Genomic DNA, 13,245 nt, shown 5'->3' on the forward strand with positions numbered 1-13,245 from the left:
CGCGCGCGAGCAGCCGCAGCGGCAGCCCGACCAGGCCGGACGAATGCGCCAGCATGCGCTCGATGGCGAGATGCGTCTTGCCGGTGTTGGTCGGCCCCAGCACCGCAGTGACGCCTGCGCCGGGCACGCGGTCATTTCCGAACGAAGTTGAGAAAGCCATATTTTGCAGGTGTTTCTTTTATTGTCCGGCAGCTGTCAGCCGTCATTGCGAGCGAAGCGAAGCAATCCATTTCGCGTGCGCGTCGGCACGATGGATTGCTTCGTCGCTGCGCTCCTCGCAATGACGCGGAAATCCGGAAACTGATCGATCATGGGCATCATCTGAGGCGAATCTGTCTCACAATGCGACGCTTTCTGCGCCGCCCTTAAGCTTCGGAACGAGTCTAGAACGAATCGCGGCCGAATCGGTGACTCCATTCCAGACCTGAAACGTTCACCGCAACATCTCGGGCAGGCTGACGGCGGCGGCACTAGATCAAGTTTGAGAGGGCTCCACAAGCACAGGATATGCGGACTGAATTCCTTAAGTTCCAGGGGCCGGCGAGTCGAATCAGAAGCGGACAAGAGTCAACTGGATTCCGGTGACGTTTGTTGCATTTCCTCGCGCTCGCGCAGCGCCTCCGAAGTACCCCCCCTGTGGAGAGGGTGGCGCCGCAGGCGCCGGGTGAGAGGTCTGCCTCCGCGGAGAGAACCCCTCATCCGGCGCGGACTGCGCATAGCCGATGCGCAGCATCGGCGTCCTTTTAACAACGGCGGCCAGTGGGCCGCCTATGGCCACCTTCACCCACAAGGGGAGAAGGGAAGAGATCCCCTACTGCGTCTTCGCCACGCGCGGCGGCGCGGCAGTGGTGACGAACGAGGTGGCTTCCAGCATGGCCTGGCCGAGCGGGGTCGGGATCGTCATGCGGAACGGCACCAAGAGGCGGGTGCCCGCGATCGGCACGAAGGCGATCTCGATGTTGCGCTGGGCGGCGAGATATTTGATGACAGGGCGATCCGGGATGTAGCCCGAGATCGGCACGAAATAGAGCGCGCAGACCAGCGCGGGGCCGTGATAGCCGCGCTCGGCTTTCACGATCTCGACCCGCTTGAAATCGAGCTTGAGGTCATAGCGCATGCGGCCGTCGAACACGCCGGCGCCGGTGCGGCAGACATCCGGGCTCATCAGTTCGGCATTGCCGGGCGCGCGCAGGAACGAGCCGGTCATCGGATCGAACACGTTCTTCTTCTGCGCGTCGGAGACCGGCAGACGGTCGGCATCGACCGGCGGCTCCGGCTCGATGGTGGATTCCTTGATGCCGCCAGCGGCCAGCACCATCCGGATCGTCTCGGATTTCTTCGAGGTGGTGGTGGTCGCGGTGTAGGAGGAGGCGACCAGCGCGCCGTTGACGACGCGGCCCTGCGAGGCACCCGCGCCGCTGCCGCCGGAGAACGCCTTCAAGAGGCCCGCGGTGCCGCCCTGCGCCGAGGCTGAGAAGGTGTCGTCGCCGATTTCGATGGTCCAGGTGCCCTTGCCGACCGGGATACCGGCGAGCGTCGCCTCATAATGGGCGTCGAGCCGCCCTTGCGCGCTCGCGCGCTCGGCGCAAAACAGCAAGAGGGCACCAGCGCACAGGCCGATGAGCCGGCCGAGCGGGGGCAAAAGGGCAATGGCGGTGGTCACTTAACCTACCTGACGGTCCTGCTATCGGCGCTCTGTTCGCTGTCCATTTGGTCCTTCAATTCGGCCGGACAACGCGCGCATCTGTTATGGAACCAAGACTTGCAGCCGAATACGCCCTTTATATGGTTGCCATATCCGCCGTTAAGTGGCTGGAAGCGCTTATGAACCGCCTTTTCCCGGGACGGTTATGCGGCGATATAATCTTGACGCTCGGGTATTCTCCCCCTATACACCCGCGGTTCCTGGAAAATGGACGCGAATTCAAAACCCCCGCGCGGGCCGCGTGATCGCACGTGCTGCCGGAAGCGGGGATGCAATAAGGATTTTGTAAGATGTCCCGGCGCTGCGAACTGACGGCCAAGGGCCCCCAGACGGGCCACAAGGTGAGCCACTCCAACATCAAGACCAAGCGGCGCTTCCTGCCGAACCTGGCCAACGTGACCTTCATCTCGGATGCGCTCGGCCGCAACGTGCGCCTGCGCGTCTCGACCAATGCGCTCAAGAGCGTCGACCACAACGGCGGCCTCGATGCCTACCTGCTCAAGGCCAAGGCCGACGTGCTGTCGCCCCGCGCGCTGGATCTTAAGCGCGCGATCGAGAAGAAGGTCGGCAAGCCGGTGTTCGTGAAGAAGGCGAGCTGAGCTCAACCGAACGCGGAATACGCGGAGAGAGTTTTGAACGGCCGGGTCGGATGACCCGGCCGTTTTTGTTTGGCCAACAGGCTACCGAGATGATCGCTCTGTTGCATGCGTCGCACATTGATGTCGTGAGCGCTGGACCAATTTCGGAAAGCAACACGCGAGCTCTCGCGTTAAGCGACGCATCAGTGCATTTCGTCGACTCGGCATCGAAGCATCGAATTGAAATCTAGACCGCGATCGAGGCATGACGCGAAGTGGAATCTTCTTTGCGTAATGACCCACGAAGTAAAATCATCCATCGCTCTGCGTGAGGAGAGATGGATCGTTCCGCCAAGGCTTCCGCCTTTGCTAAGCTACGGCGCGACAAGCCTCGCGATGACGGCGTCGCCATGGTTGCAACACGTCCGCTGACACCTGTTGCCAATGACAGCGGTGTCATCGCTTCCATCACGCGCACATCACACGAATCTCTGCTTGGTGCGCCGTTCGCGCGTGAAGAAAGCCTTAACGCACACGCCATGCACAGCGAAGAAAGCCTCTAAATCACGGCAAAAACGGCGTGTCGCAGCGCTGTTAATCACAACCTCACGCGATCGATCACGAGCGCATGAGGCGCATGCAAAACGCCACGATCTCTTCCAACTCATGGTGTGCAAACAAGCCGTCCGACACGAATGCGATTCGACGAGGGTCGCCCCCGCGTCGCTCGAAGACCGTGAGGGACATCACGGCCGGCACAACTGATTGTGAGGCATGTGCGCCGCACTCTTGGGAAGAAGCCTGGCCGTTCTTACATCACGTCCAAAGAACGACCCCAATAAAGGAATTGGTCAATGCAAGTTCGCGCAGCCGATACGCGCGGAAGACTGGTGCCTGCGCTCGCAACCGCCGCCGTGGCGGTGCTGGCCACGGCAATCCTCGTCATCCTCGAATTCAACCCGCCCCGCGATGTGCAGGCCGCGGCCGAGCCCGGCATGATCACCTCCGCCGCCGCCAGCAGAGCCGGCGCCACCGTGCTTCCGACCGATCCGGTCACGACCGGCAGCGTGCGCTACCGCTGAGGGCTCGTCATCGTCGTCCCGGCCGAGTGCGCAATTGCGCACGGGGGCCGGGACCCATTACCCCGGCTGTCTGTTTGGTGCGATGCTGGGGCGACATTCCATGTAGCGGCAAACATTAGTGGTTATGGGTCCCGGCCTTCGCCGGGACGACGGTAGTAGTTTCACCCCGCCGCATTTTCGCATCCCTGCCCCGGCGTCTCGTCGCAAGCCTGCCTCCCTCGACCTGCGTAAGCTCTCCCTCGCGAACAATAAGAACGCCACAGGGAGGCTCACGATGATCTGCAAGGCCATCACGGCAGCACTCGCGCTTGCAATCGCATCACAGGCGCACGCCGCCGAGAAGAAATACGGGCTAGGCGCCAGCGACACCGAGATCAAGCTCGGACAGACCTCGCCCTTCTCCGGCGCGGCATCGGCCTACAGCGTGATCGCGAAGACGCAGGCCGCCTACTTCAAGATGATCAACGACCAGGGTGGCGTGAACGGGCGCAAGATCAATCTGATCACGCTCGACGACGGCTACTCGCCGCCGAAGACGGTGGAGCAGACCCGCAAGCTGGTCGAGCAGGAGGAAGTCGCCGCGATCCTCAATCCGCTGGGCACGCCGACCGGCCTTGCGGTGCGCAAATATCTCAACGACAAGAAAGTGCCGCAGCTGTTCGTCGGCGCCGGCGCCACGCTGTGGGGCGACTATCTGCATTATCCGTGGTCGATCGGCTTCCAGCCGTCGTACCAGGCCGAGACCGCGGTCTACGCCAAATATGTGCTGACCAACAAGCCGGACGCCAAGATCGCGCTGTTCTACCAGAACGACGACGCCGGCAAGGATTACGGCAACGGGTTCAAGAAGGGCTTGGGCGCAGAGAACACCGCCAAGATGGTGGTGGCGGAGACGACCTATGAATCGACGGACCCTACGGTCGACAGCCAGATCGTGAAGCTGAAAGCCTCCGGCGCCAACGTGCTGTTCATGCACGCGATCCCCAAGCAGGCGGCGCAGGCGATCAAGAAGATCGGCGAGATCGGCTGGAAGCCCGACATGTTCTTCCTCGCGGCGACCTCGACCTCGGTGTCCTCGGTGCTGAAGCCGGCCGGCTTCGACTACTCCAAAGACATCATCTCGTCCTACTCGCTGAAGGATCCGAACGATCCGCAATGGAAGGCGGATCCGGACGTGATCGCCTGGCAGGACTTCATGAAGAAGTACTTCCCTGACGGCAATCTGCAGGATCAGCTGATCGTCTACGGCTATGTGGTGGCGGAGGCGACGGTGCAGGTCTTGAGGCAATGCGGCGACGACCTCACCCATGAGAACATCATGAAGCAGGCCGCCAACCTCGACATCGCGCTGCCGATGTTCCTGCCCGGCATCAAGGTGAAGACCTCGCCGACCGACTACTTCCCGGTCGAAGCGATGCGGCTGCAAAAGTTCAACGGCGAGACCTGGCAGCTGTTCGGCGACACGATCGGGAATGATTGAGGCATGTGATTGAAGGCTGAACCATCCACATCGTCGTCCCGGCGCAGGCCGGGACCCATTACCCCGACTGAATGTGTGGCGCGACGCTGGGGCCGCAGCCCGCTCCAACAACAGGCTGCGGTGGTTATGGGTCCCGGCCCCCGTGCGCAATTGCGCACTCGGCCGGAACGACGAGGAGGTTAGACTCCCCTTGCCAACAATGGCTGGTGCGACGGGAGACTAGACTCCCTTCTCCAACAGCACCTTGAAATCCGCCCGCGCGCGTTGCGCTTCGGCGCGCGCGGCCTCCGAGGCATCGCCGAGGCCGAAGTAACCGTGAATCAGGCCTTCGCCGGTATGATACGCGACCTGCACGCCGGCCGCCTGCAACGCCTTGGCATAGGCATGGCCCTCGTCGCGCAGCGGGTCGAACCAGGCGGTGGTGACGACCGCCGGCGCGACACCGGCGAGAGACTTCGCACGCAGCGGCGAGACGCGCCAGTCGGACCCCTCAGCCTTGTTCGCGAGATAATGTCCCGCGAACCACTGCATCGTCTCGCGCGTCAGGAAGTAACCCTCGGCATTCTCGGCGCGCGACGGAAATTTCGCGTTCTCGCCCGCATCGGCATAATTGCCTGCTACGTCGGTGACGGGATAGACCAGCAATTGCCCGGCGAGCCCGATGCCGGCGTCGCGGCAGGCGAGCGCCGTGGTGGCAGCGAGATTGCCGCCCGCGGAATCGCCGGCGACGCCGATGCGGGAGAGATCGCCGCCGAATTCGGCGAGCCGCGCGATCACGTCGCGGATCGCGGCGAAGGAATCCTCGAACGCGCCGGGAAAGCGCGTCTCCGGCGGGCGGCGGTAATCGACCGAGATCACCACAGCGCCGGTCTCGATCACGAGGTTGCGGGCCTGGCGGTCATGGGTCTCGAGATCGCCGGCGACCCAGCCGCCGCCGTGGAAGAAGATCACGGTCGGCGCCGTGCCGCTGCCATTGCGATAGAGCCGCGCCGCGAGTTTGCCGGCAGCGCCCGCGACCTCGATGTCGCGTGCCACATCGACCGGTGGCGGCGGCACCGCGGCGCGCGCATCGGCCAGTGCGCGCAGCGAATCGCGGCAGCTCTGCGGCGTCATGGTTGCGGGATCGCGCAGCGGCAGCAGCGGGATGATCTTCTCAATGACGGGATCGAGCGGAAGCGGCATGGGAATCCTTTAGGTCAGTGCTTGCAGGTCAGTTCAGATGCTTGGAAAGCGTGCCGGCCTCGATCGCTGATATTTGCAGCGCGATGAAGCGGCTGTAGATGCGGGCCTGCGAGAAGGCGCCGCCGGTGAACCAGAGGCCGGGCTGGGGCGTGCGCGTCCACATGTTGCGCAGCTCCTGCGTCGCATCGTCAAAGCCCCAGACGCGGCCAACGCGCGCTGCGACATCGTCGCCGAACAGCCTGCCGACCAGGTGGTCAGGACCCTTGTAGCCGGTGGCGAGCACGAACAGCTCGGCGTTCAGCGCAGTGCCGTCCTTCAGCGCGAGGCCAGAGGCGGTAAAGCCCGTGATGTCGGCGGCCTGGATCAGGCGGATCTTGCCGTCGGCGATCAGCTCGGAGCAGCCGACATTGAAGTAATAGCCGCCGCCGCGGGAGCGGAACTTGAGCGGCCAGCCGGTGCCGTCCTCGCCGAATTCGAGCCGGAAGCCGGCGCGCTCCAGCCGAGACAGCAGGGGTGCATCGAGCCGCTTCACCTCGTCGGTGATGATCTTGTGCGCGGTCTTCATGACCGGCAGCGGCACGCCGGAATTGAGGATGTCGCGCACCTCGATCGGCGGTCCGTCGCCGAGATAGGTCTTGTCGTAGAGCTGCGCCGGCTCGACATTGACCACCATGGTCGGGCTGCGCTGGATCATGGTGACATTGGCGCCGGCGGCGTGCAGCTCCTGGCAGATGTCATGCGCGCTGGTGCCGGTGCCGAACACGACGACCGACCGCCCTGCCCATTCACGGCCCGCCGCGAACGCGCTGGAATGCAGCACCTTGCCGCCGAACCGCTCGATGCCTGCGATGGTCGGGACGTTCGGCGTGCCGCTGACACTGGTCGCGAGCACGATGTGTTTAGGATGCAGCGTGCGCGGGCCGTCGCTCCGCTGCAGCGTCACCGTCCAGCGTTGCGTGGCTTCGTCATAGCGCGCGCCTTCGAACGAAGTCTCGGTCCAGAAGTTGAGCTCCATGATGTCGACATAGCTTTCCAGCCAGTTCGCGATCTTGTCCTTCGGGATGTAGTCCGGAAAGGTCGGCGGGAACGACAGGTAACGAAACAGATTGACCGGCGTCTTGTTGTGCAGCTTGAGGCCGCGATAGCGCAGCCGCCAATTGTCTCCGATGCGCCGCTGGCGATCGACGATCAGGGCATCGAGCCCGATCCGCTTGCACTCGACGGCGGCCGCGATGCCGGCATGGCCACCGCCGACGATCAGGACATCGGGCTCGCGATCGGCATAGGCGCGCGAGGCCCGCCGCTGCTCCAGCCAGTCGGGTGCGGCGAAATCGCGCGCGTGGGATTGCTCAGTGGCGTGTTTGCCGCGCGCGTCGCAGATGCGGTCGAAGTCAGGCATCGTGGAGAACGTCCACGCCGCGGAATTTCCGCCCCTATCATGCAACAGACGGATCGCCCCGGTACCGGGACCATTCGATGTGTCGAAGGTGAAGACCGCCTCGATCACCTCGCGTCCGGCCACCACGGCGCGCCGCGGTATCAAGGCACGGTCATCGAGACGAAATCCACGCGCGTTGACCGCGGCGGCGCGCTCCAGCAACTCGGCGACCACGCTCCGTTGCTCGCTAAAGGTCGCGAAACACCAGGAGATGCCGAAGATGTTGCGCCAGTGGCTCTCGGGCGCAAACAGCGAGGCAAGAGCATCAAGGGAGCGGCTCGCAAGCACCGCATCCAGCGCGGCGATCCAGCGCTCGGCCAAGAGTTCAGGCGCGTCCTCTGTAGCCGGGTTCAGTTTGTCCAGCATGATCGTGCTTTCTCGGGAGCAGTTGCCGTCTATCTGACAACATGCTCCCGAAAAGCACAACCATCATGCGACGTGTTGCTGCAGCGACGCCGGCTCGGCCTCGGGCTCTTCACTGGCGGTCTCGGCCTGCGGCGCAGGCGCGGCGGCAAGTTCCTTGGCGAGCGCGGTAGCGCCGACATAGTCCGTCTTGCCGGTGCCGAGCAGCGGCACCTTGTCGACGACGCGGATGTCGGCCGGCACCGCGAGCTCGGACGCGCCGACGCTCTTGGCCTGGCGCTGCATCGCGGCGCGGTCGGCATTCCTCTCGGTGGTGAGCAGCACGATGCGTTCGCCCTTGCGCGCATCGGGGATCGAGACCGCGACCGACATCGCCTGCGGCCACAGCGCCGATGCCATCGTCTCCACCGCGGAGAGCGAGACCATCTCGCCCGCGATCTTGGCAAAGCGCTTGGCGCGGCCCTTGATCGCGATGAAGCCCTGCGCGTCGACCGTGACGATGTCGCCGGTGTCGTGCCAGCCTTCGGGCAGCGGCTCGAGCACGCCGGGGTTTTCGGCGCGGAGGTAGCCGAGCATCACGTTCGGCCCCTTCACCGAAAGGCGGCCGCCTTCCTCGATGCCGGGGACCGGATCGAGGCGGTACTGCATCAGCGGCGAGATCCGGCCGACGGTGCCCTGGCGGTTCGCCATCGGCGTGTTCATCGCCAGCACCGGCGCGGTCTCGGTGACGCCGTAGCCCTCGAGAATGCGGATGCCGTAGCGTTCCATATAGATCTGCCGTGTGCGCTCCTTCACCGCTTCCGCGCCGGCAATGACGAGCCGCAGCGTGCGGAAATCATAGGCATGCGCAGAGCGGGCGTAGCCGGTGAGGAAGGTGTCGGTGCCGAACAGGATGGTCGCGCCGGTCTGGTAGATCAGCTCGGGCACGATCCGGTAGTGCAGCGGCGACGGATACATGAAGATCGGAATGCCGCCGAGCAGCGGCATCATCATGCCACCGGTCAAACCGAACGAGTGGAACACCGGCAGGACGTTGAACACCTTGTCGTTGGCATTGGCATCGACTCGCGCCAGCGCCTGCGCCGCATTTGCGAGGATGTTGCGGTGGGACAGCACGACGCCCTTCGGGGTGCCTTCCGAACCCGAGGTGAACAGGATGACCGCGGGATCGTTGGCCTCGCGGGCGACGCGCGGCGCGATGCCGGCGCGGAAGCCTGCGATCTTGTCGGCAAGGCCAATGCCGGCCCTGACGTCCTCGAGATAAATGACGCGCGCCTGGCCCACCATCGCCGTGATCAGCTTGTCGAGCTTGCCCTTCTCGATGAAGGCCTGCGAGGTCAGCACGGTCTTCACCTGTGCCGCCTTCATCGCGGCCAGTACGTTGACTGGACCTGCCGAGAAGTTGAGCATCGCCGGCACGCGGCCGATGGTCTGCAGCGCCATGAACACCACGGCAACGCCGGCCGAATTCGGCAGCAGCACGCCGACGTTCTCGCCGACGGCGGTGCCCTGCTCGAGCTTGCGGCTCAACACCTGCGCGCCGAGGATCAGCTTGCGATAGGTCAGCTTGGTGCCGAGCGCGTCCTCAATGATCGGCTTGCCGGTGTCGCGGTCGCGATAGGCATGGCCGAGGCCCTCGAACAGCGTCTGGTCGAGCATCGCGTTCTGCACCATGGCGTCGATCATGACGTCCTGCAGCGCGGCGCCGGCAGCGTTGCGGCGCGCCTTGCCCTTCAACGACTGGTCGATCGGCAGCTTCACCGGCGGCAGGATCGAGATCGTCACCTTGGGGAACCAGGAGCGCTTGATCTCGCCATTCTTGAGATAGCTGAGATGTGAACGCTGCGCGCCCTCGATGCGGACCGGAACGACGACCGCATCGGCCTTGTCGGCGATCATCGCGGTGCCGTCATAGACCTTCATCAGCGAACCGGAGACCGTGATGCGCCCTTCCGGGAAGATCACGACCGGCTCACCGGCGGCGACCAGCTTGATCAGGTCGCGCGCAGCCAGCGGCTTCGACGGATCCATCGTGTAGTGCTTGATCATCTTCAGGAACGGCTTGGCCCACCACGCCTTGGCGATGCCGGTGTCGACCGCGAAGCTCGCGTCGATCGGCAGCATGGCGTGCAGCAGCGGGCCGTCGACCAGGCTGACATGGTTGGGCGCGATCAGCATCCGGGTGCCTGCGGGCGGCAGGTTCTCCATGCCGCGCACCTCGAGCCGGAACAGCGCCCGGAACAGCAGCGCGCCGAAATCGCGCACGCCCTCCTTGCCCCACTTGGTCAGCACGAACCAGACGGTGCCGAAGCTCGCGATCGCCAGGCCGAAGAAGATCCAGGCGATCGGCAGGCCGGCAGCTTGCAGCGCGCCGACGAACACCGCGCCGGCAACCATGAAGCCTGCCTGCAGGATATTGCCGGCGGCGATGATGCGGGCGCGCTCGGACGGCGCGGTCCAGGCCTGCACGGCGGCAAACGACGGCACCACGAACAGACCGCCGCCGAACGCGAACAGGAAGAAATCAGCCAGCATGCGGAAGCCGCCGAACGAGGCCGCGAACGCCGCCGCGGTGACGTCCTTGCCGAGCGAGGTGGTGGCGATCGCCCAGGCGAGGTCGATGCCGATCACGCCCATCACAATGGCGCCGATCGGCACCAGCGCGAGATTCGGACGAACATGGCTGAGCTGCGCGGCGAACAGCGAACCGGCGGCAATGCCGATCGCGAAGACGGCGAGGCACAGCGTGACCACGCCTTCGGTGCCGCCGACGCCTTCCTTGATCAGCGCGGGCAGCAGCGACAGCACGATCGCGCCGACCATCCAGAACCAGGACACGATCACCATGCCGTCCCACAGCCGCTGCTCGGCATAGAGCGACTTCAGCAGGCGGACCGTCGAGGTCCAGGGATTCTTGGTGATCGGCAGATCGGGCGCGGAGGGCTGCGTCACCGGAATGCGCGAGGCAAATCCCCAGGACAGCACCGACAGGCCGACCACGGCGGCACAGATCCAGCCCATGTGGCTGGCGCCGGCGACGAACATGCCGCCCGCGATGGTGCCGATCAGGATCGCCATGAAGGTTGCGCCCTCGACCAGCGCGTTGCCGGTCGCGAGTTCGGAGACCGACAACTGGTCAGGCAGAACAGCATATTTCACTGGGCCGAACAGCGCCGCGACGATGCCGAACAGCGCCAGCGCGATGAACAGCAGCGGGATCGAATGGGTGAAGAAGCCGGCGGCCGCGAAGGCCGCGGCGAAGATCTCGAAGAACTTGAGCCGGCGCGCGACGATGGACTTGACGAAGCGATCGGCGAGCTCGCCGCCGAGTGCCGACAGCACGAAGAACGGGGCGATGAAGACCGCGCCGGCGAGCTGGACCAGCGCCGGCCCCTGCTCATTGGCGATGCCGTACAGCAGCATGATGACCAGCGCGTTCTTCAGCACGTTGTCGTTCAGCGCCGAGCAGAACTGCGACCAGAACAGCGGCGCGAAGCGGCGGGACGTCATCAATTCCTTGATCATGACCGGTTCCTTGGGTTAGCGCGCAGGGCGCTGGCAGGTCTGCGAATTCGCGTGGCAGAGAATGGTGAGCGTGGTGAAATTGACGGAGATGCCGCAGCCTTTAGTCTTTTCCGCAACGTATCGGTTCGAACCGGCGCACATCCGCTGGCGCCGGGCCGGCGAGACATTGCCCGCCAGAGATGTACGAGACCTTATCCGGACCTGGGGTTGATAAATCTCGAAACGGCTCGCGAGGGACATGGTGAGCGCTTTGTTGAGGTTTCGGCGACAATTGCGGAGTGGGCGCGTCAGGTCAGGTCGCTCAAGCCGCCGAACGGCGACCAGCGGCAGTTGCGTGACCTGCACCGGTTGCCACGCTGGGCCGCCTGGCGCGGCGCGCGCCGATCGGCGCGCTGCTGCTCCAGGACACCTGCGACGTCGCAGGCGCGGGCGATCCGCTCGATCGGCGCAGTCGCCAGCGCCAAGATGGCGCGGCCAAAGCCCTTCACGAGCTCGATCGCGTCATCGACAAAGGTGGTGGTCAATCGAAGTGCTAGGGTCTGCATGTGGCCTCCTATGCCAACTTGAGCAACGCTCAAATTAGTAGCTCGAAAATGAACATTGTTCAAGAAGAATCGCGACGGGACCGAAAAAAACTTCAGCGGCGAGTTCTGCTGATCGAGATCGCGCGCCGGTATATTGCGACTAAAGGCTTGAGATCATTGAAAGTTCGCGATGTCGCCGAGGCCGCCGGCTGCTCCATCGGCAGCGTCTATAATGAGTTCGGCGACTTCGACGGCCTGATCCTGACCGTGAACCGGGAGACCGTGCAGGCGCTGACCGCACGGCTCAAGGCAGTCCCGGCCGACGATCCCCTGCGCCAGCTGCACGGGCTTGCGGACGCCTATCTCGGCTTCGCCACCGAGCACGCCAATCTGCTGCGCTCGCTGTTCGAGCATCGGATGGAGGACGACCGGCCGTTTCCGGAAGATATCCTGGCGATGGTGATGGATGCGTTCGCACTGATGCACGCGCCGCTGGTGCGGCTGTTGCCGGGTCGCGATCCCGACGACGTCGCGCTGCTGTCGCGGATGATGTTCTCCGCGGTCCACGGCATCATCTCGCTCGGCCTCGAGGAGCGCATGGTCGCGGTGCCGCCGGAGATGTTGCGCGAGCGGCTCGTACAGTTCGTCGACACGCATCTTGCGGGATTGGGCGTCACGCGCGGTGCCTAGAGCGTTTTCGAGCGAAGTGGACGCCGGTTCGCGTGAAGAAAACGCGTCAATAATAAACTGGAGCTTCGGTTCTGATGCAATCAGAACCGAAGCTCTGATCAGACGCGGGTGCGGGCGATCGTGCCGGCGACGATCTGCATGGCGACGCCGAGCACCCAGCCCGCCATGATCGCCGCGGTCCAGGCGATGTCCGGCTCGCTGCGCAGCACGACGACACCAACCGAGAAGAACGCGACCATGGTCGCGAGGAAGGTGCCGATCGCGCTGAGCAGCTCCGCCGCGTCGATCTTGCGTGTCGAGCTCCCGTCCTTCGGATGGAACAGCTTTGGCGGCGTATCGATGCCGAGATAGAATCCGATCGCGCCGCTCAGCATCATGATCAGCAGGAACGCCTGCGACGTCAGCGCCGACACGCTCGAGCCGACATGGATGGCGACGAACAGACCGCTTGCAGCTCCCGCCAGGGCAAGGCCGAAGCGCTCCAGCACATGGGCAAATTTTCTGACGCGGCTGCGCATTGCTGTGCCTCATCAATGAATTGCGCCGCTATCAGGCTAGGCCTTTTCGCAGCAGCGCGAAAGGCGTCTCGTCTCACGTGGCCGCGACCACGTGACGCTTTTTGTGCGTCAGTTCACATCTGTCGTGGCACAGAATGACTAAATATCGATCCAAGGTAGC

The 13,245-nt window shown here is 64.3% G+C and carries 11 protein-coding genes; 5 read left to right on the plus strand and 6 right to left on the minus strand.

All coding sequences use genetic code 11. The features are described from left to right. Positions 1–811 precede the first annotated feature (811 nt). Positions 812–1,621: a DUF3108 domain-containing protein gene (locus tag Q0030_RS35455; protein ID WP_298378346.1), complete on the minus strand. Its 810-nt coding sequence runs from the start codon at positions 1,619–1,621 to the stop codon at positions 812–814. Positions 1,622–1,995: 374 nt separating this feature from the next. Between Q0030_RS35455 and rpmB the strand changes: the two genes are divergently transcribed. The 4 genes from rpmB to Q0030_RS35475 all read left to right on the plus strand — a co-directional run bounded on the left by rpmB (position 1,996) and on the right by Q0030_RS35475 (position 4,845). Beyond that, entirely contained in the window at positions 1,996–2,304 is a 309-nt protein-coding gene (gene rpmB, locus Q0030_RS35460) for a 50S ribosomal protein L28 (RefSeq protein ID WP_207834568.1), read from the plus strand. 317 nt (positions 2,305–2,621) lie between these two features. Beyond that, entirely contained in the window at positions 2,622–2,846 is a 225-nt protein-coding gene (locus Q0030_RS35465) for a hypothetical protein (protein ID WP_298378158.1), read from the plus strand. A gap of 291 nt (positions 2,847–3,137) precedes the next feature. Next, positions 3,138–3,365, plus strand: coding sequence for a hypothetical protein (locus Q0030_RS35470; protein WP_298378161.1), 228 nt, complete (start codon positions 3,138–3,140; stop codon positions 3,363–3,365). Positions 3,366–3,639: 274 nt separating this feature from the next. Next, a complete protein-coding gene (locus Q0030_RS35475; RefSeq protein WP_298378164.1) occupies positions 3,640–4,845 on the plus strand; it encodes an ABC transporter substrate-binding protein in 1,206 nt (401 codons plus the stop codon). 219 nt (positions 4,846–5,064) lie between these two features. On the opposite strand, the gene Q0030_RS35480 is transcribed toward Q0030_RS35475, so the two are convergent. The 4 genes from Q0030_RS35480 to Q0030_RS35500 form a co-directional block, all read right to left on the minus strand. Then, complete coding sequence (locus Q0030_RS35480; protein ID WP_298378166.1) at positions 5,065–6,027, minus strand: alpha/beta hydrolase; 963 nt, start codon at positions 6,025–6,027, stop codon at positions 5,065–5,067. 28 nt (positions 6,028–6,055) lie between these two features. Then, entirely contained in the window at positions 6,056–7,831 is a 1,776-nt protein-coding gene (locus Q0030_RS35485; RefSeq protein ID WP_363323531.1) for an NAD(P)/FAD-dependent oxidoreductase, read from the minus strand. A 63-nt stretch (positions 7,832–7,894) separates the two neighbouring features. Next, positions 7,895–11,353 carry an acyl-[ACP]--phospholipid O-acyltransferase gene (locus Q0030_RS35495; protein ID WP_298378168.1) on the minus strand — a complete coding sequence of 1,153 codons (3,459 nt, stop codon included), beginning with the start codon at positions 11,351–11,353 and terminating at the stop codon, positions 7,895–7,897. Between the two features lie 287 nt (positions 11,354–11,640). Next, positions 11,641–11,898 carry a hypothetical protein gene (locus Q0030_RS35500; RefSeq protein WP_298378171.1) on the minus strand — a complete coding sequence of 86 codons (258 nt, stop codon included), beginning with the start codon at positions 11,896–11,898 and terminating at the stop codon, positions 11,641–11,643. A 48-nt stretch (positions 11,899–11,946) separates the two neighbouring features. Here Q0030_RS35500 and Q0030_RS35505 point away from each other — a divergent pair, with 48 nt between their 5' ends. Beyond that, entirely contained in the window at positions 11,947–12,567 is a 621-nt protein-coding gene (locus Q0030_RS35505) for a TetR/AcrR family transcriptional regulator (RefSeq protein ID WP_298378352.1), read from the plus strand. Positions 12,568–12,665: 98 nt separating this feature from the next. Here Q0030_RS35505 and Q0030_RS35510 read toward each other — a convergent pair whose 3' ends face one another. Next, the gene (locus Q0030_RS35510; RefSeq protein WP_298378177.1) at positions 12,666–13,085 is read right to left on the minus strand and encodes a hypothetical protein; all 420 of its coding nucleotides are present in this window, start codon (positions 13,083–13,085) and stop codon (positions 12,666–12,668) included. Positions 13,086–13,245 lie beyond the last annotated feature (160 nt).

It is taken from the genome of uncultured Bradyrhizobium sp., from assembly GCF_947648125.1.
GTDB lineage: Bacteria > Pseudomonadota > Alphaproteobacteria > Rhizobiales > Xanthobacteraceae > Bradyrhizobium.